This window comes from Pseudomonas sp. BN505, from assembly GCF_029873175.1.
Lineage (GTDB): Bacteria > Pseudomonadota > Gammaproteobacteria > Pseudomonadales > Pseudomonadaceae > Aquipseudomonas > Aquipseudomonas putida.
In genome coordinates this window covers 1-18,878 of the sequence record NZ_SSOI01000067.1, presented here as the reverse complement: position 1 = coordinate 18,878, position 18,878 = coordinate 1, and the positions used below count along the sequence as shown (strand labels likewise).

17 protein-coding genes are annotated in these 18,878 nt (G+C 61.6%); 3 read left to right on the top strand and 14 right to left on the bottom strand.

What is annotated here, in order from left to right:
- Nucleotide 1 precedes the first annotated feature (1 nt).
- The 4 genes from E8E78_RS22490 to E8E78_RS22475 all read right to left on the bottom strand — a co-directional run bounded on the left by E8E78_RS22490 (nucleotide 2) and on the right by E8E78_RS22475 (nucleotide 5,444).
- Nucleotides 2-1,408, bottom strand: a complete 1,407-nt coding sequence (locus E8E78_RS22490) for a pitrilysin family protein (RefSeq protein ID WP_049273095.1) — start codon at nucleotides 1,406-1,408, stop codon at nucleotides 2-4.
- Between the two features lie 30 nt (nucleotides 1,409-1,438).
- Nucleotides 1,439-3,097 (bottom strand): Na/Pi cotransporter family protein, encoded by a 1,659-nt coding sequence (locus E8E78_RS22485; protein ID WP_016497438.1) that lies wholly within the window; start codon nucleotides 3,095-3,097, stop codon nucleotides 1,439-1,441.
- Between the two features lie 199 nt (nucleotides 3,098-3,296).
- Nucleotides 3,297-4,067: a TerC family protein gene (locus tag E8E78_RS22480; RefSeq protein WP_049273097.1), complete on the bottom strand. Its 771-nt coding sequence runs from the start codon at nucleotides 4,065-4,067 to the stop codon at nucleotides 3,297-3,299.
- A gap of 69 nt (nucleotides 4,068-4,136) precedes the next feature.
- Nucleotides 4,137-5,444, bottom strand: coding sequence for a CitMHS family transporter (locus E8E78_RS22475; protein WP_016497440.1), 1,308 nt, complete (start codon nucleotides 5,442-5,444; stop codon nucleotides 4,137-4,139).
- A gap of 267 nt (nucleotides 5,445-5,711) precedes the next feature.
- Here E8E78_RS22475 and E8E78_RS22470 point away from each other — a divergent pair, with 267 nt between their 5' ends.
- Entirely contained in the window at nucleotides 5,712-6,113 is a 402-nt protein-coding gene (locus E8E78_RS22470) for a GFA family protein (RefSeq protein ID WP_049273100.1), read from the top strand.
- A gap of 45 nt (nucleotides 6,114-6,158) precedes the next feature.
- Here E8E78_RS22470 and E8E78_RS22465 read toward each other — a convergent pair whose 3' ends face one another.
- The 10 genes from E8E78_RS22465 to E8E78_RS22420 form a co-directional block, all read right to left on the bottom strand.
- On the bottom strand, nucleotides 6,159-8,114 hold the full coding sequence (locus tag E8E78_RS22465; protein ID WP_049273102.1) for a DUF4105 domain-containing protein: 1,956 nt from the start codon (nucleotides 8,112-8,114) through the stop codon (nucleotides 6,159-6,161).
- Complete coding sequence (locus E8E78_RS22460) at nucleotides 8,111-8,431, bottom strand: DUF2388 domain-containing protein (protein ID WP_019473446.1); 321 nt, start codon at nucleotides 8,429-8,431, stop codon at nucleotides 8,111-8,113. Before E8E78_RS22460 ends, E8E78_RS22465 begins: the two co-directional genes overlap by 4 nt.
- 37 nt (nucleotides 8,432-8,468) lie before the next feature.
- Nucleotides 8,469-8,762 carry a DUF2388 domain-containing protein gene (locus E8E78_RS22455; protein WP_016497444.1) on the bottom strand — a complete coding sequence of 98 codons (294 nt, stop codon included), beginning with the start codon at nucleotides 8,760-8,762 and terminating at the stop codon, nucleotides 8,469-8,471.
- Between the two features lie 88 nt (nucleotides 8,763-8,850).
- On the bottom strand, nucleotides 8,851-9,168 hold the full coding sequence (locus E8E78_RS22450) for a DUF2388 domain-containing protein (RefSeq protein WP_043198703.1): 318 nt from the start codon (nucleotides 9,166-9,168) through the stop codon (nucleotides 8,851-8,853).
- 304 nt (nucleotides 9,169-9,472) lie between these two features.
- Nucleotides 9,473-9,688: a DUF1127 domain-containing protein gene (locus E8E78_RS22445; protein ID WP_016497446.1), complete on the bottom strand. Its 216-nt coding sequence runs from the start codon at nucleotides 9,686-9,688 to the stop codon at nucleotides 9,473-9,475.
- A 383-nt stretch (nucleotides 9,689-10,071) separates the two neighbouring features.
- Nucleotides 10,072-11,565, bottom strand: coding sequence for an acetyl-CoA hydrolase/transferase family protein (locus tag E8E78_RS22440; protein WP_049273105.1), 1,494 nt, complete (start codon nucleotides 11,563-11,565; stop codon nucleotides 10,072-10,074).
- Between the two features lie 186 nt (nucleotides 11,566-11,751).
- Nucleotides 11,752-13,188 (bottom strand): NAD(P)(+) transhydrogenase (Re/Si-specific) subunit beta, encoded by a 1,437-nt coding sequence (locus E8E78_RS22435; protein ID WP_280312749.1) that lies wholly within the window; start codon nucleotides 13,186-13,188, stop codon nucleotides 11,752-11,754.
- 2 nt (nucleotides 13,189-13,190) lie between these two features.
- On the bottom strand, nucleotides 13,191-13,505 hold the full coding sequence (locus E8E78_RS22430) for an NAD(P) transhydrogenase subunit alpha (RefSeq protein WP_016484308.1): 315 nt from the start codon (nucleotides 13,503-13,505) through the stop codon (nucleotides 13,191-13,193).
- 11 nt (nucleotides 13,506-13,516) lie between these two features.
- Nucleotides 13,517-14,638: a Re/Si-specific NAD(P)(+) transhydrogenase subunit alpha gene (locus E8E78_RS22425; RefSeq protein WP_061202780.1), complete on the bottom strand. Its 1,122-nt coding sequence runs from the start codon at nucleotides 14,636-14,638 to the stop codon at nucleotides 13,517-13,519.
- 436 nt (nucleotides 14,639-15,074) lie between these two features.
- Nucleotides 15,075-15,974, bottom strand: a complete 900-nt coding sequence (locus tag E8E78_RS22420) for a LysR family transcriptional regulator (RefSeq protein ID WP_049275876.1) — start codon at nucleotides 15,972-15,974, stop codon at nucleotides 15,075-15,077.
- Nucleotides 15,975-16,135: 161 nt separating this feature from the next.
- Between E8E78_RS22420 and E8E78_RS22415 the strand changes: the two genes are divergently transcribed.
- Nucleotides 16,136-17,317 carry an acyl-CoA dehydrogenase gene (locus tag E8E78_RS22415; RefSeq protein ID WP_016497451.1) on the top strand — a complete coding sequence of 394 codons (1,182 nt, stop codon included), beginning with the start codon at nucleotides 16,136-16,138 and terminating at the stop codon, nucleotides 17,315-17,317.
- A gap of 14 nt (nucleotides 17,318-17,331) precedes the next feature.
- Nucleotides 17,332-18,552, top strand: a complete 1,221-nt coding sequence (locus E8E78_RS22410; RefSeq protein WP_049275877.1) for a CaiB/BaiF CoA-transferase family protein — start codon at nucleotides 17,332-17,334, stop codon at nucleotides 18,550-18,552.
- Nucleotides 18,553-18,878: the final 326 nt, after the last annotated feature.

Sequence of the window (18,878 nt, the reverse complement as noted above, 5' to 3'; positions counted from 1 at the left end):
TTCACCGCTCCCGTGTAGCACCACTCGGCCGTTCAGGCCCATGCCGTCGCCAGCGCAGCAACCCTGCCGCAAGGATCAGCCCCACAAGCAAGGCGGCCAGCCCGTAAAGCTCGTCGTAGCCAAGCAACGGCTTCTCGATACGCAGGTAGCCCTCTTCCCTGAGCAGTTCTTTCAGCGCCGCGTTGGCCTGTTCCAGGCTGACCTGGCGCAGCTTGCGCACCGGGTTGGCAAAACGCCCGTCGGTATAGTCGTTAAGCGCGCCCCAGTAATAGTCGGCCAGGGCGCTGTTGCCTTGGGTGCTCCAGCTCTCCTTGGCGACGCTAGCGTCCTTGATGCGGGCGAAGGTGTCCGGGTCCACGCCTTTCTTGCGCAGGTGCTCGAACAGGGCCTGCATTACCTTTACCGCCTTGTCGATGTCATCGCGCTCAAGGTCGGCGTTGAGGCTGAGCAGGCCGGTGTCGCCAAAGCTCTCGCGCTGCACCGATGGACCGTAGGACAGCCCGTTGCGCAGGCGTAGCTGGTCGTACAGCGCCCAGTCCAGGTAGCGCGACAGCAGGTCGAGGGTGGCCTGGTGGTCGTTGTCCAGCACCGGCTCGATGAACAGCCAGTGCAGTTTGACGCTGTCACCCAGCCAGCCCCGGGTCAGGTCGCGACGTTGTTCGGCCTGGTGGGTGATGCTCTCCAGGTTGCGGCGCTCCTCCGGTTCGGTGGCTGGCAGTTCGCCAAAGGTGCGTTCCAGATAAGCCGGCAGCAGCCGGTCGAGGCCGCCGACCATGATCAGGGTCATGTTGTTGGCCGCGTACCAGCGGTCACGCAAGGCTTGCACCTGCTCCAGGGTCATGTCGTCGATATTGGAGCGCTCCGGGCATTTCAGGCCCAGCTCGGTGGCCAGCTGATCGCTGGCGGGGTGGCCGATGTCCTGGCGGTCGAGCCAGCGCTGCAGGTGGCCATAATGACCGCCATCTTCGCGTTCGATGATGCGCTTGGCGGTGACCAGAGCCTTGGCATCGATAGGGGTGTCGCGGATGACCGCCAGCAGCAGGTCGAGTACCTTGCGCTGGTTGCGCGCCGGGGCTTCGATCACGAAGGTGGTGTCGGCGCTGCTGGTATAGGCGTTCCACTCGCCGCCCAGCGTTTGCAAACGCTCTTCCAGGCCGCCCTCGCCTGTTTCGTCGATGCCGCTGAACAGCAGGTGCTCAAGCAGGTGCGGCAGTTCTTTCTGCTCGCAGTCGAAGTCGTCCAGGCCGACCCCGACCACCAGGCGGATCGCCACATGGTCACGCTCGTAGCCGTCTTTCAGGATGACCTGCAGGCCGTTGGGCAGCAGGTAGCCCTCAACGCGTGAGCGGTCGAGGGCCAATGAGGACAGGCTGCAGATCAGCAGGCAAACGAACATCAGGCAACGCATGGGCGAGCGAGAATCCTCTGGTAGGCAAAATCAGGGCAGACGGGCTTCGTCCGGCACGCTGTCGAGCATCAGGCCGCCGGTGTCCGAGCCGCCCAGTACCACATAGGCACTGCTGCAGAACAAAGAGTTCAACCGCTTCATGTCGGCAATCAGCTCCAAGTGTAGCGAACTGGTCTCGATACTTTGCACCACCTTACGCTGCAAGCGGCTGACATGGGCGTGCGCCAAGCGCCGTTCCTGGGCGCGAAAACGGCGTTTTTCACGCAGCAGCAAGCGGGCGCTCTCCGGGTCGGCACTGAGAAACACCGACAGACCCAGGCGCAGGTTAGCCAGTAATTGCTCCTGCAGGCCGGTGAGCTCTTCCAGGCCTGTCTGGGAAAACTCCCGGCGCTGGCTGGTTTTCTGCTGCTGGACCTTGCGTAGCATGCGCTCGATCAGGTCGCAGGCCAGCTTGAGGTTGATCGCCAGCTCGATGATCTCGGCCCAGCGGCGGTTGTCCGGCTCGCTGAGGTCCTCGCGCGACATTTGCGCCAGGTACAGCTTGATCGCGCTGTACAGCGCTTCGGCGTCTTCGCCCAGGACGCGGACCTGCTGCGGCAGGGCGGTCTGGGTGCCGCGCAGGGCACCGAGCACGGCTTCGAGCAGGCTGTCGACGATATCGCCCAGGCGCAGGGTTTCGCGGCAGGCGTTGGCCAAGGCCAGGCTGGGCGTTTCCAGTGCCGAGGCGTCGAGGTGGCGTGGGCGCACTTGTCCGTTGCCGGCTTCGCGCTCGGGCAGCAGGGTATTGCATAGCCGGCCCATCAGTTTGACTGTGGGTAGCATGAGCAGGCAGCGCAGTGTGTTGTAGAGCAGGTGGAAGCCGATCACCAGCTCTTGCGGGCTGAAGCTGAGGGAGTCCATCCACTCCACCAGCGGGTGCAGCACGGGAATGATCAGCAGCAGGCCGAGCAGCTTGTACAGCAGGCTGCCCAAGGCCACCCGGCGCCCGGCGGTGTTCTGCATGCTGGTGCTGATGAAGGCCAGCAAGCCACTGCCGATGTTGGCGCCGACCACCAGGCCGATGGCCACCGGCAGGCTGATGACTTCGGCGCCTGCCAACGTTGCGGTGAGCAGCACGGCGGCAAGGCTGGAATAGGAAACCATGGCGAACATGGCGCCGACCAAGGCGTCCAGCATGATGTCGCCGGTTAGTGAAGCGAACAGCACTTTAACGCCTTGGGCATGGGTGATCGGTGCAGCTGCCTGCACGATCAGTTCCAGTGCCAGAATGATCAGGCCAAGCCCGATACCAACCCGGCCCAATTGGCCTGCCCGTGTCTGTTTGCGCGAGAGGAAGAAGATTACACCCAGGAAGATCAGCAGCGGTGACAGCCACGACAGGTCGAAGGTCAGTACACGGGCCATCAGCGCGGTACCCACATCGGCACCCAGCATGATCGCCAGGGCCGGGGTCATGGCCATCAGGCCCTGACCGACGAAAGATGTGACCAACATGGCCGTGGCGTTACTGCTCTGCACCATGGCGGTGACCAGAATGCCGGCGATGAACGCCAGCGGTCGCTTGTCCATGTTCTGGCTGATGATGCGTCGCAGGTTCGAGCCGAATACCCGGAGGATGCCGGTACGCACGATATGGGTGCCCCAGACCAGAAGCGTCACGGCTGAGAGCAGGTTGAGCAGGGTCAGCATGGCGAAGGCCCCCTGTTGCACTGGCCCACCGGGCCAAGAAAAGATACGTGAGCTTTTGAAGAATTTTCAGTGCTCACTCAAAGCTTTAGTTGTTTTGCGCAGCTGTCGCCAGCTTCGCATGGCTGTCATTTGTTTGAAACCGATCAGGCATGAAAAAAGGGCCCTGCGAAGGGCCCTTTCTGTTTTGCACTTCCGGGTGTTATTGACCCGGAATGTCTTTGCGCAGTTTCACCGGGTCTTGCTCTTTGCCCTCTTTGCGGGCTGAGGCGGTGCGCATGCGGATGTTGATGGCTTCTACCGCCAGCGAGAACGCCATGGCGAAGTAGACGTAACCCTTTGGCACGTGCACGTCGAAAGATTCGGCGATCAGTACGGTACCGACCACGATCAGGAACGAAAGTGCGAGCATCTTCAGCGACGGGTGTTTGTCGATGAAATTACTGATGGCACCGGCGCACAGCATCATCACCAGTACGGCGACAACGATGGCGGCGATCATCACCGGCACGTGGGACACCATGCCCACTGCAGTGATTACCGAGTCCAGCGAGAACACGATGTCGATGATGGCGATCTGGATGATGGTGTAGAAGAACTTGCCACCTGCGCCTTTCGGCTCATCCGGGTTTTCGTCTTCGCCTTCCAGGCCGTGGTAGATCTCTTGCGAGCTCTTCCATAGCAGGAACAGGCCACCGAAGAACAGGATCAGGTCACGCCCGGAGATGCCTTGGCCGAATACCACGAACAGGTCGGCGGTAAGGCGCATGACCCAGGTAATCGACAGCAGCAGCATGATGCGGGTGACCATGGCCAGGGCCAGGCCGAAGATCCGGGTGCGCGGCTGCATGTGCTTGGGCATGCGGCTGACCAGGATCGAGATCATGATGATGTTGTCGATCCCGAGGACGATCTCAAGCGCGGTGAGGGTAAAAAAGGCAACCCAGATTTCCGGGCTGGTCAGCCATTCCATGTAATTTCCTTCGAGCGGTAATGGCAACGCGCCCCGGTCAGGGCGCGTCGCGTAGGTGATACGTCTGTATTAAAGACTACTGAACAGCGGGAAAATCCCCATCAGCAGTGCGGCGAGCATTATGCACAGGCACACCAGCACTGCCCACTTGAGCGTGAAGCGCTGATGATCGCCGAACTCGATGCCGGCCAGGGCCACCAGCAGGTAGGTGGAGGGTACCAGCGGGCTGAGCAGGTGTACCGGTTGCCCGACGATCGACGCACGGGCCATTTCCACCGGGGTGATGCCGTAGTGGCTGGCGGCTTCGGCCAGCACCGGCAATACGCCGTAGTAGAAGGCATCGTTGGACATGAAGAAGGTGAACGGCATGCTCACGATCGCGGTAATTACCGCCAGGTAAGGGCCTAGCGCTTCAGGGATGACGGCCAGCAGGCTCTTGGACATGGCGTCGACCATGCCGGTACCCGACAGGATGCCGGTGAAGATGCCGGCAGCGAAGATCAGCCCGGTCACGGCCAGCACGCTGCCGGCGTGGGCGGCGATGCGGTCCTTCTGCTGCTGCAGGCACGGGTAGTTGACGATCATGGCGATGCTGAAGGCGATCATGAACAGCACGGGCAGTGGCAGCACGCCGGCGATCAGCGCGACCATCAGGGCGGCGGTCAGGGCACCGTTGAAGTACAGCAGCTTGGGCCGGCGTGCTTCCGGGAATTGCGAAACGGTGATTTCGCTGTGGTCGATATCGTCCGTCGGCAGGTGCAGTTCGCCCAGGCGGGCACGTTCACGCTTGCCGTACATGTAGGCAATGGCCAGGATCGCCACCACGCCGAACAGCATGGCCGGGATCATCGGCACGAAGATGTCCGAAGGGTCTACATGCAGCGCACTGGCGGCACGGGCGGTCGGGCCACCCCAAGGGGTCATGTTCATCACCCCGCCGGCGAGGATGATCAGGCCGGCCATGATCCGCGGGCTCATGCCCAGGCGGCTGTACATAGGCAGCATGGCGGCGCAGCAGATCATGTAGGTGGTGGCGCCGTCACCGTCGAGCGAGACCACCAGGGCCAGCACGGCGGTACCGACCGAGACTTTCAGCGGGTCGCCCTTGACCAGTTTGAGGATCTTGCGCACGGCCGGGTCGAACAGGCCGGAGTCGATCATCAGGGCGAAGTAGAGGATGGCGAACATCAGCATCACGCCGGTAGGCGCGAGCTTGCTGATGCCTTCGAGCATCATGGGGCCGATCTTGGCGGAGAAACCGCCGAACAGGGCGAACAGGATCGGTACCAGGATCAGTGCGATCAAGGCCGACAGGCGCTTGGTCATGATCAGGTACATGAAGGTGATGACCATGGCGAAGCCGAGGAAGGTCAGCATGGCAATACTCCAGACGTGGCGCGGCGAAAGGAAAGTCTATTCGGGCGGATCAGCGCGTCAGGCGCTGCGCAGGGAGCATGCGGAGGGGTACTGCAGGAAGGCGGGCACAGGAATACATCAGAATCACCATTGTTGTTGTTGATTGGGCCGGGCGCGGTGTTTACCGGGTGCCCTGGCTGACCGGTCTTGTGCCGGTAGTGGCGGCTATCCTATGAGGGCAAGCTTTCAGCCAGCTTTCGCTGAGGCAAAGGCGACGAGAGATAGGTGATGCAGAATGTGACCGAAGGGGGCTGCCATTGCGGCGCCTTGCGTTACAGGTTGGAGGGTGACCTGACAGACATTGCCCACTGCCACTGCACGATTTGCCGCCGGGTAAGCGGTGGGCTGGTGGTGACCTGGGTCACCCTGCCCCGTTCGGGGTTTGTGTGGCTGGCGGGTGAACCGAACTGCTATGTGGCACCGGCCAGTTGCAGCCGGTACTTCTGCGGGCAGTGTGGGGCGCACGTCGCGCTGGTGACCACGCACAGCCCTGAGACGATCGACGTGACGGTGGCGACGCTGGATCACCCGGAGCGGGTGCGGGCCAACCGGCATATCTGGGTGGACAGCCGGTTGCCGTGGTTGCATCTGGATGAGGATTTGCCAGAAGAGGATGGCGAAAGCCAGTAAGCAATTGTGCTGGTGCTGCCGGCGATAGGGCCGGTACAGCCATGCTTACAATTGCAGGCCACCCGCAGCTTTGTGCAGCGCCCGCAAATGCTCACCGATCTGCTTCACATTGGCCTCGACCGCGGCAATTTCCTTGGCCCGTGATGGTTCCAGCAGCGCCCTCACCTCTTTGTCCAGGCTGGTGCTCAAGCGCAGCAGCTGCGCCTGGCGTTCGCTGCTGACCTGCTCGAGGTGCTTGCGCTCTTCGGGTTGCGGCAGCCCGTAGCCCTTGGCATCGAGCAACTCTGCCGGGCGGCTGAGGAAACCACTGTTGGCGAGCATCTGCTTGAGGGTGGCGTCAGCTTTGTTGATGCTGCCATCTTTCAGCGCTGCGGCATTCAGGTAACGTTGCTTGACCTCGTCCTGGGCCAGCAGCAGTTGCCGGCGCAAGCTGGCCTGTTCAAGCAGCAGCAACGCAGCGCTGGTGCGCAGGTCGGCCTTGGCGAACCAGGGGCGGCGCTGTTCGGCATCCTGGGCCAGCCAGTCTTCAACCAGGGCCTGCTTGATCGGCAGCTGTTTCCTCAGTACCTCGAACATGGCCTGGTAGCGGTCGCGGTAAGAGTCGAAGCGGTAGCCCAGGCGCAACGCCTCGCGTGGGTCGTCGAGTACGCTGGTGTCGGCCAGCCCCCTGCCCTTGAGCACGGCCAGCAAACCGTTGGGCATGATGCTGTCGAGGTCGTTCAGGCGTGGGTTGGCGGTGCCGCTGCGCAGCAGTTTCAGTGACTCCACCGCACAGTTGTTGGACAGGAACCAATAGTTGCCGTCATAGCTCCAGTGCATCTCGGCGGCCTGACGCACCAGGTTCTCGACTTCATCGCGGCTGAGCTTCAGGGGTACCGAGGCCAGGCTACGCAGTTCGGTCTTGGTGTACTCATCGATCACCTGGCCCAGCGGCAGTACGAACAATCGCGAGGGGTAGACACCGATCAGGCCGTCCCAGCTGGACAGCTGCACGTCGTTGACGAAGGCGCGGTACGACAGCACCAGGCTCTGGTCGAGGTCCAGGCGGCAGTCCGGCCCGCGTGGGCGGCCGGGCTTGCAGATCACCAGGCGCAGCATGCTGTGGCCCCACCTGCTGACCAGGTTCTGGTTGGCTTCGGCCAGCAGGTAATCCACTTCATACACCCGCTCGGGGTCGATTTCACCCAGCGGCTGGCGGGCGAAGTCGCTGCCCGCGTTGATGAACGGCAGGCCCTTGGCGCAAGTGTCCTGTTGAGGTGCCCAGCCGAAATGTTCGCGCAGGTATTGGTTGAGCGCCGGGCGGCGGCAGCCGTAGCTCGGGTCGAGGAGGAAGTACTCCATGTTGACCGCGATGTACTCCTTGGGGCTGCTCAGCTCATAGCTGTCGGGGCTGCGCACGAACTGGCCATTGTGCTGTTCGCGCTCCCCGCGTCGGCCCACGTATTGCTGCCAGCCGGCCAGGTCGAGCAGGCGCGGGTCGTCGCTGAGGGTGAAGCGGCGCTCGGCCTGGCCGCGGCATTCTTCGGGCAGGCCAATCTTGCCCAGCGTGCCTTGCTGGCGCTTGCAGCGGGCAATCAGCGAATTTTCGGCACCGCTCCACAGGCGGGCACGGTCGTAGATATGGGTGAGCTCGTGCAACACGGTGGCCAGCAGCTCCTCACGTACCGTGCCATGCGGGCGGTTGGTGCGCTCGGTGGCGGCGCTGCCATCGGTGAGCCCGGGCAGCAGGCGAAGGTTGAGTTCGAGGGTGGACACCAGCGATGCCTGGCCGTAGGCGTCGGCAGGCATGTTGTCGCTCCAGCTGACCCGCACGCGGCGGTCCAGCTGTTGCTTGAAGCGCGGAGGCAGCTTGCCCATGGCCTCGTCGAGCAGGGCCTGGGTGGCTTGGGTTTGTTGGGGGTCAAGGCCGGATGCCTGCAGCTCAAGCTGCAGGTCGGCCAATGCGGGTGTGCCGAGCAGCGTCAGGACGCAGCCGAGCAGCCAGGCACGTATGCGGTTCACAGCGCGAGGATGGCTTCAGCCAGTACCTGATCGCTGGCACCGCGGGCTTCTGGCACACGCTCGCGCAGGGTGCTGAAGGCGGCCTCGAGCTGGACACCGCGAATGTCACCATTGCTGGCGACGAAGCTGGCGGCGTCATCGTGGGCTTCGCGTACCACTTTGGAGTCGCGAATGGATGTGGTGGTGTCTGAGGTGAAGTCGATCGAGCGGCCAAAGGCACGCACGATGATGTTGCTGGTGGCCACCAAGGTCTGTGCATGGGCCAGGTCGGCCAGCAGCAGCATGCCGAGGGTAGCGGCAATCAGCGGTTTACGCATGGAGCATCTCCGAAAAAATACAGGGAGTCAGATGTAGTTATTGGACGAGAATCGCCTGCGCCAGTTCCAGGTCGCCGACGGCGTGCTGTGAACAATTGTGGCGTAATGATTCCAGCGCGGCCTCCAGCCGCACGCCGCGGATCTGGCCGTCGCTGGCAACGAAGGCAGCCGCATCGTCGCGCGCCTGGCGTACCAGCTTGCGATCAAACGGTGCGGTGGTGACCTGGCTGGTGACATAGCCGGTGATGACCAGGCTTTGCGTGGTGGTATCCATGGCATGGGCACTGGCCATGCCGGCAACGGAGAACAGCAGCGGCAACAGATAACGCATGGGCTCTACAACGGCTCGGAACGTGGGCGGCAAAGTTGGGTGCGGCTGTGCTGGGGGTGACCAGCACAGCTGAACGGCTCTACCGGGCTCAGAGCGCCAGGATGGCCTGGGCCAGTTGCGCGTCGCTGGCCTGCAGGGCCGGCATCTGCGAGCGGATGTGCAGGAAAGCGCTCTCCAGCTTGGCACCGCGGATGTCGCCTTGGCTGCCAACGAAGCTGGCGGCGTCGTCACGGGCGGCCTGCACGATCTTGTCGTCTTTGAAAGACGAGGAGATATCGGAAGTGGCATCGGTGGATGCGGCTACTGCGCCAACGACGGCGTCGGTGGTGACAACGAAGCTGGTGGCGTGTGCGGTGCCGGCCAGGCTCAGCATCAGGGCGGCGCCAATCAGGTATTTACGGGACATGATGGTGAACTCCTGGACTAGGATCGGGTGGTTCTGCTTATCGGACGCTTATACAGCGCGTCGCGGTACGTTTAACAGCGGCTTTCAATAGACAGCTAAGGCAAGCGTATCACGCGCCGTTGTTTGTGGAAGTTAATGAACGGCACGCCAACTAACTGTACCTGCTTGATTCAAATATTTCTAAAACTGTACTGGTCTCACTGAAACGGCTCTAGTGTGCGGCCTGGTGATAAAAAAACCCGTTGCAGTCACCTGCAACGGGTTTGGGAATTCGCGGTGCCAGCCGAAGCCGGCAAGCCGGAGCTTAGCGCCAGAAAGGCTTGCTCAGCTCTTCGTAACGCTGCGACTCGCTGATACCGGCGTCAGCCAGCAGACGGCCGTCCAGGCGAGCCAGTTGACGGCGGCTGGCCATACGGCGCTGCCACAGCAGCAGGGTCGACAGTGCGCGCAGGGGCAGCGAGGCGTTGGATTGCTGGGCGTTGCTTTCAAAAACCAGACCGGAACTGAGGGTACGTTCCATGATGCTTCATCCTTCCGCTTATGGCGGGATTAGGTAGTGATTTAACTGATGCCAATGATCCTCCTCTGTTGTCCATAACAGTAGATACAGTTCTGTTGAAAGACGATGGCTCAGTTAACTGTGTAACCCTACTGTTGCACTCGAAAATGGCGCAACTGTACTGGTCTGCACGAATATGGTGCGTTTTAAGGTCGTGAGGAGGTTTTGAACGGCGGGGACCGGCAGAAAACCGGTACAGTAGAACAGTTTATGTAGAGGTGGGTGGCCCAACTGTGTAGCACAGTCTTGTAGGAGCGGCCTTGTGTCGGGATAGGGCCGCAGAGCGGCCCCAGTATTGCGATGTCACAGCTGAGTTGGAGGCGCTGCTGTGCAGCCCATCTGCATCAGCTAGCCAGCATGCGCCCGGTTTCTTCCAGGTTCTCGTGCCAGCTCAGCGCTTCACGCAGGATGTGCGGAGTGTGGCCGCCACGCTGGCAGGCGCGATCGAAGTAATCGTTCAGCGCAGCGCGGTAGTCTGGGTGCACGCAGTTGTCGATGATCGCCCGTGCCCGCTCGCGCGGCGCCAGGCCACGCAGGTCGGCCAGGCCTTGCTCGGTGACCAGGATGTCCACGTCGTGCTCGGTGTGGTCGACATGGCTGACCATCGGCACCACGCTGGAGATCGCGCCGCCTTTGGCAATCGACTTGGTGACGAATACGGCCAGGTGGGCGTTGCGGGCGAAGTCACCCGAGCCGCCAATGCCGTTCATCATCCGGGTACCGCACACGTGGGTGGAGTTGACGTTGCCGTAGATATCGAACTCCAGGGCGGTGTTGATACCAATGATGCCCAAGCGACGTACCACTTCCGGGTGGTTGGAGATTTCTTGCGGGCGCAGCACCAGCTTGTCCTTGTACCGCTCCAGGTTGCCGAAAACGTCGGCATTGCGGCGGCCGGACAAGGTGATCGAGCTGCCCGACGCGAAGCTCAGCTTGCCGGCGTCGATCAGGTCGAAGGTGGAGTCCTGCAGTACTTCGGAGTACATGGTCAGGTCTTCGAACGGCGACTCGATCAGGCCGCACATTACCGCGTTGGCGATGCTGCCGATACCGGCTTGCAGCGGGCCGAGCTTGTTGGTCATGCGGCCGGCTTCAACTTCATTCTTGAGGAAGTTGATCAGGTGGTCGGCGATGCCTTGGGTTTCGTCATCCGGCGGCAGTACGGTGGACGGTGAGTCCGGCTGGTTGCTGATGACAATGCCGACAATCTTGGCCGGGTCGATCGGGATGGCGGTGCTGCCGATGCGGTCATCGACCTTGACCAGCGGGATTGGCGTGCGGGTCGGGCGGTAGGTCGGGATATAGATGTCGTGCAGGCCTTCGAGGTTGGGGTTGTGCGAGAGGTTGATCTCGACAATCACCTGCTTGGCAAAGATCGCGAAGCTGGCCGAGTTGCCTACCGACGTGGTTGGCACGATGTGGCCTTGTTCGGTGATGGCCACGGCCTCGATCACCGCGATGTCCGGCAGCTTCAGCTGCTGGTTACGCAATTGTTCGACGGTTTCCGACAGGTGCTGGTCGATGAACATCACCTGGCCGTCGTTGATGGCCTTGCGCAGGGTGCTGTCGACCTGGAACGGCATGCGGCGAGCCAGCACGCCAGCCTCGGTCAGTTGCTTGTCCAGGTCGTTGCCCAGGCTGGCGCCGGTCATCAGGCTGATTTTCAGTGGCGACTGCTTGGCACGTTCGGCCAGTGCATGCGGTACGGCCTTGGCTTCTCCGGCGCGGGTGAAACCGCTCATGCCGACGGTCATGCCGTCCTCGATCAGACCAGCGGCATCAGCCGCACTCATTACCTTGCTGTGCAGGGAGGACAAGCGGATACGATCACGGTACATGGATTGTTATCTCGGGCTACTGAAACTACTGCAGCGCAGTCTAGAGATTTAGCCCATTGCCGTCCCACGACCATGGTCGTATGAGAAGCCTTGAAGTAGAGCCGTTGATCCGGATCAATAAAAGGAAAGCCCCGGCAGAATCTGACCGGGGCTTCCTTTATATCAGTTGGTTTGCAGCCGCGGTTGTCACTCCACAGCCTTGACCATGTCTTCGATGACCTTCTTGGCGTCACCGAACACCATCATGGTCTTGTCCAGGTAGAACAGTTCGTTATCCAGGCCAGCATAGCCGCTGGCCATGGAGCGCTTGTTGACGATGATGGTCTTGGCCTTGAACGCTTCGAGGATCGGCATGCCGGCGATTGGCGATTTGGGGTCATTCTTCGCCGCCGGGTTGACCACGTCGTTGGCGCCCAGCACCAGCACCACGTCGGCCTGGCCGAACTCGGCGTTGATGTCGTCCATCTCGAACACCTGATCGTACGGCACCTCGGCCTCGGCCAGCAGCACGTTCATGTGCCCGGGCATGCGCCCCGCCACCGGGTGGATGGCATACTTCACGGTCACGCCGTTGTGGGTCAGCTTCTCGGTCAGCTCCTTCAGCGCGTGCTGGGCACGGGCCACCGCCAGGCCATAGCCCGGGACGATGATCACGCTGTCGGCGTTGCTGAGCAGGAAGGTGGCATCGTCGGCCGAACCGGACTTCACCGGGCGTTGCTCTTTCGAGCCTTGAGCGGCGCCGGCGTCGGTATCGCCGCCAAAGCCACCGAGGATGACGTTGAAGAACGAGCGGTTCATTGCCTTGCACATGATGTACGAGAGAATGGCACCGGACGAACCCACAAGCGAGCCTGCAATGATCAGCATCGAGTTGTTCAGGGAGAAGCCGATACCGGCGGCTGCCCACCCCGAATAGCTGTTGAGCATCGACACCACCACCGGCATGTCGGCGCCGCCGATCGGGATGATGATCAGCACGCCCATGACGAAGGCCAGGGCCAGCATCAAGGTGAAGGCGCTGTAATGACCGGTGAAGGTGAACAGCAGGCCCAGGGCGATGGTGGTCAGGCCGAGGATCAGGTTCAGCTTGTGCTGGCCGGGGAACTGTACCGGGGCGCCCTGGAACAGGCGGAACTTGTACTTGCCCGACAGCTTGCCGAAGGCGATCACCGAACCGGAGAAGGTGATTGCACCGATGGCAGCGCCGAGGAACAGCTCCAGGCGGTTGCCGGTGGGGATCGGGTCGCTGATTGCGGCAACGATGCCCATCGACTGCGGCTCCAGCACGGCGGCGATGGCGATGAACACCGCAGCCAGGCCGATCATGCTGTGCATGAAGGCGACCAGTTCCGGCATCTTGGTCATCTCGACGCGCTTGGCCATGATCGAACCGGCAGTGCCACCGACCAGCAGGCCGACGATGACGTAGTCAATACCCGCGGTAGCCAGCTCGGCCCCCAGCTTATAGATGAGGCCAACCGTGGTGAGCATGGCGATGCCCATGCCGATCATGCCGAACAGGTTGCCGCGCCGCGACGTGGTTGGGTGCGACAGGCCCTTGAGCGCCTGGATGAAGCAGACCGAAGCGACCAGGTACAGAAGTGTTACCAGATTCATGCTCATGCTTACTTCTGCCCCTCGTTCTTGGCTTTCTTCTTGAACATCTCAAGCATGCGGCGGGTGACCAGGAAGCCACCGAACACATTGACCGCGGCCAGGGCCACGGCGAGGGTGCCCATCAGCTTGCCGGCAGGGGTCACGGTGAGGGCGGCGGCCAGCATGGCACCGACGATCACGATGGCAGAGATGGCGTTGGTCACGGCCATCAGCGGCGTGTGCAGTGCCGGGGTGACGTTCCACACCACGTGGTAGCCCACATAGATGGCCAGCACGAAGATGATGAGGTTGTAGATGCCATGGGAAATCAGCATGTCTTCCATTGTCGTGCTCCTTAGCCGTTCTTGCGGACGACTTGACCATCACGGCACATGAGGCAGGCCGCGACGATGTCGTCTTCGAGGTTGATGACCAGCGCGCCGTCTTTGTCGAACAGCAGCTTCATGAAGTCCAGCAGGTTGCGCGCATACAGCGCCGAAGCATCGGCACCCAGCTGGGCCGGCAGGTTGGTCGGGCCGACGATCGTCACGCCGTTTTCCTTTACCACCTGGTCAGCAACGGTGAGCGGGCAGTTGCCACCCTGGGCTGCAGCGAGGTCGATGACCACCGAGCCGGGCTTCATCTGCGCAACGGTTTCGGCGCTGAGCAGCGTGGGTGCCTTGCGGCCTGGGATCAGCGCCGTGGTGATGACGATATCCGCTTGCCTGGCGCGCTCGTGCACCGCCAGGGCCTGGCGGTGCATCCAGCTGGCGGGCATGGGGCGCGCGTAACCGCCGACGCCTTCTGCGCACTCACGTTCCTCATCGGTCTCGTAAGGCACGTCGATGAACTTGGCACCCAGCGACTCGATCTGCTCCTTCACGGCCGGGCGTACGTCGGACGCTTCGATCACTGCACCCAGGCGTTTGGCGGTGGCGATGGCCTGCAGGCCGGCAACACCCGCCCCCAAGATCAGCACGCGCGCGGCCTTCACGGTACCGGCGGCGGTCATCAGCATGGGCATGAAGCGTGGGTAGTAATGGGCAGCCAGCAACACGGCCTTGTAACCGGCGATGTTGGCCTGCGACGACAGCACGTCCAGGCTCTGCGCCCGCGAGGTGCGTGGCGCGGCTTCCAGGGCGAAAGCGGTGATGCCGCGTTCGGCCATCTTGCCGATCAGCTCGCTGTTGAAGGGGTTGAGCATGCCCGCCAGCAGGCTGCCACTGTTGATCAGGGCCAGCTCCTGGTCGTTGGGAGCGACCACCTTGAGTACCAATTGGGCGCCGTAGGCATCGGCTGCGCTCCCAAGGGAAGCGCCCACGGCCTCATAGGCACTGTCCGGAATGCTGGCGTTGAGCCCTGCCCCCCGTTGGACGGTGACCTGATGGCCCTGGCCAATCAGTTTCTTGATGGTTTCCGGGGTCGCAGCGACCCTTGTCTCACCGGTCTGCGTCTCGAGAGGAACACCAATGTGCACGACTATTTCTCCTGCGGTGACCTTTTGTCTTTGTAAGAGCCAGCGCACTTCGGATGGTGCGCTGGGGCGGCTGTGGAGCGCCGACCCGCCGAATCCCGGGCGGGCGAAGCATTTTGCAGACGAACCCTGAGGCCTTCAACCGGTTATGGAGCGAAACGAAGTTAAAACTACAAGTCACCCTGTGACCGCTTGTCGCAGCGGTACGGCTCCAGCCCGTCAAACATAGGCTCTTGGGAGATTAGGAGAGAAAATCAAAAATATTTCGGTCAATTCGCTTATTGCACGGTGGATGTCGCAAAATACCGCGCAAAGCCGCGTGGTTAGCAGGGCTAAAGAGTGTTTACACGCTGGCATAACAGTTTATGCATATGCGACAAATACATATATCTGTAGGTGTTTAAAATAATTGACTACAGAGTCAATTTGTCGCACTTGGTTAGCTTGTTGCGGTGTAGGCCCGGGCCTGGCTCACCAGCCAGTCACGGAAGGCGCGCAGCGAGGCCGACTCCACCTTGCGCTCCGGAATCATCAGATAGTAGGCCTTGTCGCTGATCAGGGCATGCCTGTTAGCGACCACCAACCTACCCTCCCCCAACTCGCGCTGGATCAGGAACGGCGGAATCAGCGCGATCCCCATTTCATGTATCGCCGCCTGGGCGAGCATCGAGAATAGTTCATAACGCGGGCCTGTCATGTCGCGCTCCACATTCATCCCCAGGCTGCCAAACCATTGCCGCCAGGCGTAGGGGCGCGTGCTTTGCTGCAGCAGCGGCAGTTGGGCGATGCGCCGTGCTTCGAGCATGCCCTGCCCAGCCAGCAATGCCGGGCTGCAGACGGGGACCGGGTTCTCCCCCATCAGCCGGTGCGACTGGGTGCCGGACCAGTCGGCATCACCGAAATAGATAGCGGCATCAAAGGGGGTGTCGGCGAACAGGAATGGCCGGGTGCGGTTGGTGAGGTTGACCGTGACCTCTGGGTGGCGTTGCTGGAAGTCCTTGAGGCGCGGAAGCAGCCATTGGGTGCCAAAGGTAGGCACTACGGCCAGTTCGACCACGCTGGCGCCCTGCTGGCCCATCACCGACAGGGTATCGCGCTCTACGGCGTCCAGTTGTGCGGCAACCTGGCGGCTGTAGGAAAGACCGGCCTCGGTCAGCTTCACGCCGCGGCGCGAACGGCGGAACAGTTCCACATTTAGGAAGGCCTCGAGGCCGCCAATCTGCCGACAAACGGCACCCTGGGTCAGTGCGAGTTCCTGCGCAGCCTTGGTAAAGCTCTCGTGGCGCGCCGCTGCCTCGAAGCAAACCAGGGCGGCGGTGCTGGGGATCTTGCGGCGCATGTACGTCAACCTCACTCGTAAGGCTGTTTATAAGGTGTTTTACCGATTTATGAAGTGACAAATTATCACTAATTGGTGCGCAATCCTCGTTTGTCCCGGTGGCCGATCAGGCCTAGGCTCAAGGGCACAAGAAACTGCCCCCTATTTCGAGGATTTCGCTCATGGCCGGTAAAGCAAGCTTCCACTGGATCGACCCGCTGCTGCTGGATCAGCAGCTCACTGAAGAAGAGCGCATGGTGCGTGACAGCGCTTATCAGTTCGCCCAGGACAAGCTGGCCCCGCGTGTGCTCGAGGCCTTCCGCCACGAGCAGACCGACCCGGCGATCTTCCGCGAGATGGGGGAAATTGGCCTGCTGGGTGCCACCATTCCCGAGCAATATGGCGGCAGCGGGCTGAATTACGTGTGCTATGGCCTGATCGCCCGTGAGGTTGAGCGTATCGATTCGGGTTATCGCTCGATGATGAGCGTGCAGTCGTCGCTGGTGATGGTACCGATCAACGAGTTTGGTACCGAGGCACAAAAGCAGAAGTACCTACCCAAGCTGGCCAGTGGCGAGTGGATCGGTTGTTTCGGCCTGACCGAGCCTAACCATGGCTCCGACCCTGGCTCGATGATCACCCGCGCCAGGAAGGTCGACGGCGGTTACCGCCTGACCGGGAGCAAGATGTGGATCACCAACAGCCCCATCGCTGATGTATTCGTGGTCTGGGCCAAGGACGATGCAGGGGATATCCGCGGCTTTGTCCTGGAAAAAGGCTGGCAGGGCCTCAGCGCCCCGGCCATCCATGGCAAGGTCGGCCTGCGCGCCTCCATCACCGGTGAAGTGGTCATGGACAATGTGTTCGTGCCAGAAGAGAACATCTTCCCGGATGTGCGCGGTCTCAAAGGCCCGTTCACCTGCCTGAACTCTGCCCGCTATGGCATCTCGTGGGGGGCGCTGGGTGCTGCCGAAGCCTGCTGGCACACCGCGCGTCAGTACACCCTGGACCGTCAGCAGTTCGGCCGCCCTCTGGCTGCCAACCAGCTGATCCAGAAGAAGCTGGCCGACATGCAGACCGAAATCACCTTGGCACTGCAAGGCTGCCTGCGCCTGGGGCGTATGAAGGATGAAGGTACAGCTGCTGTGGAAATTACCTCGATCATGAAGCGCAACTCCTGCGGCAAGGCGCTGGATATCGCCCGCATGGCGCGCGACATGCTGGGTGGTAACGGCATCTCCGATGAGTTTGGCGTGGCCCGTCACCTGGTAAACCTTGAGGTGGTCAACACCTATGAAGGTACTCACGACGTGCATGCACTGATCCTGGGGCGTGCGCAGACCGGTATCCAGGCCTTCTATTAATAAGGAGCCAGCCCATGGGCGCGCTATCACATCTGCGGGTGCTGGACCTTTCGCGCGTGTTGGCCGGCCCATGGTCTGGCCAGATTCTCGCTGACCTGGGCGCTGACGTTATAAAGGTGGAGCGCCCGGGCAGTGGTGACGATACCCGCGCGTGGGGGCCGCCCTTCCTCAAGGATGCCGGGGGTGAAAACACCAGTGAGGCGGCTTACTACCTGTCGGCCAACCGTAACAAGCGTTCGGTGACCATCGATTTCACGCGGCCTGAAGGGCAGCGCCTGGTGCGTGAGTTGGCGGCGAAGTCCGATATTGTCATCGAGAACTTCAAGGTGGGTGGTTTGGCGGCTTATGGGCTGGACTACCAGAGCCTGAAGGCGATCAACCCTCAGCTTATCTATTGCTCCATTACCGGTTTCGGCCAGACCGGGCCGTATGCCAAGCGTGCGGGTTATGACTTCATGATCCAGGGGCTGGGAGGGCTGATGAGCCTGACTGGCCGCCCGGAGGGTGAGGAAGGCGCGGGGCCGGTCAAGGTGGGTGTGGCGCTTACCGACATCCTTACCGGGCTGTACTCAACGGTAGCCATGCTTGCCGCCCTTGCCCATCGAGAGCAGGCCGGGGTGGGCCAGCATGTCGACATGGCGTTGCTCGATGTACAAGTAGCCTGCCTGGCTAACCAGGCCATGAATTACCTGACCACAGGCAACCCGCCTCGGCGCCTGGGCAACGCGCACCCTAATATAGTGCCCTACCAGGACTTCCCTACGGCGGACGGCGACTTCATTCTTACCGTGGGCAACGACAGCCAGTTCCGCAAGTTCGCAGAAGTGGCCGGGCAGCCACAATGGGCGGACGATCCACGTTTCCTTACTAATAAGCAGCGGGTTGCCAACAGGGCCGAGCTGATTCCACTGATTCGCCAGGCCACGGTGTTCAAGACAACCGCCGAATGGGTTGCCCAGCTGGAGGCTGCTGGGGTGCCGTGCGGGCCTATCAATGACCTGGCGCAGATGTTCCAGGACCCACAGGTGCTGGCGCGTGGGCTGGCGGTGAACATTCCGCATCCATTGGCGGGTAGCGTGCCGCAGGTAGCCAGCCCTATACGGTTGTCGGAGACGCCGGTGGAGTATCGACGGGCACCGCCGCTGCTGGGTGAGCATACCGAGGCGGTACTGGGGGAAGTGCTGGGGCTGGAGGCAGGTGAGGTGCAGCGCTTGCGCGAGGCCGGCGTGCTCTAGAAACAGCTGGTGCTACATAAGAGCAGGGAGGCCGCCAGGCCTCCCTGCTTTGCTTTTCAGCGATATTAAGGTTTCTTGAAATTAAAGGTTGACGCCCTTCCGAATCCCCTTATAATGCGCCCCACTTCCAGCGACATCGGAACGACAAACTCCTTGAGATTCAATGAGTTAGATAGTTAAGGTGCTGCTGAAAGGGCTACGATCGAAAGATCGCAAGCGGTTGAAATGGTGGTTGACAGCGCTTCTAAACGCTGTATGATTCACCTCCCGCTACGAGAGATCGCAGCGAGTTAAGTGTTTGAAGCTAAACGAGTTTCTCGGAAAAA

Bases quoted from the DNA above. Each gene is read 5' to 3' on its own strand.
- E8E78_RS22490 (WP_049273095.1), bottom strand. From the start codon at position 1,408: ATGCGTTGCCTGATGTTCGTTTGCCTGCTGATCTGCAGCCTGTCCTCA.
- E8E78_RS22485 (WP_016497438.1), bottom strand. From the start codon at position 3,097: ATGCTGACCCTGCTCAACCTGCTCTCAGCCGTGACGCTTCTGGTCTGG.
- E8E78_RS22480 (WP_049273097.1), bottom strand. From the start codon at position 4,067: ATGGAATGGCTGACCAGCCCGGAAATCTGGGTTGCCTTTTTTACCCTC.
- E8E78_RS22475 (WP_016497440.1), bottom strand. From the start codon at position 5,444: ATGCTGACCTTCCTCGGCTTCGCCATGGTCATCACCTTCATGTACCTG.
- E8E78_RS22470 (WP_049273100.1), top strand. From the start codon at position 5,712: ATGCAGAATGTGACCGAAGGGGGCTGCCATTGCGGCGCCTTGCGTTAC.
- E8E78_RS22460 (WP_019473446.1), bottom strand. From the start codon at position 8,431: ATGCGTAAACCGCTGATTGCCGCTACCCTCGGCATGCTGCTGCTGGCC.
- E8E78_RS22455 (WP_016497444.1), bottom strand. From the start codon at position 8,762: ATGCGTTATCTGTTGCCGCTGCTGTTCTCCGTTGCCGGCATGGCCAGT.
- E8E78_RS22450 (WP_043198703.1), bottom strand. From the start codon at position 9,168: ATGTCCCGTAAATACCTGATTGGCGCCGCCCTGATGCTGAGCCTGGCC.
- E8E78_RS22445 (WP_016497446.1), bottom strand. From the start codon at position 9,688: ATGGAACGTACCCTCAGTTCCGGTCTGGTTTTTGAAAGCAACGCCCAG.
- E8E78_RS22440 (WP_049273105.1), bottom strand. From the start codon at position 11,565: ATGTACCGTGATCGTATCCGCTTGTCCTCCCTGCACAGCAAGGTAATG.
- E8E78_RS22435 (WP_280312749.1), bottom strand. From the start codon at position 13,188: ATGAGCATGAATCTGGTAACACTTCTGTACCTGGTCGCTTCGGTCTGC.
- E8E78_RS22430 (WP_016484308.1), bottom strand. From the start codon at position 13,505: ATGGAAGACATGCTGATTTCCCATGGCATCTACAACCTCATCATCTTC.
- E8E78_RS22420 (WP_049275876.1), bottom strand. From the start codon at position 15,974: ATGCGCCGCAAGATCCCCAGCACCGCCGCCCTGGTTTGCTTCGAGGCA.
- E8E78_RS22415 (WP_016497451.1), top strand. From the start codon at position 16,136: ATGGCCGGTAAAGCAAGCTTCCACTGGATCGACCCGCTGCTGCTGGAT.
- E8E78_RS22410 (WP_049275877.1), top strand. From the start codon at position 17,332: ATGGGCGCGCTATCACATCTGCGGGTGCTGGACCTTTCGCGCGTGTTG.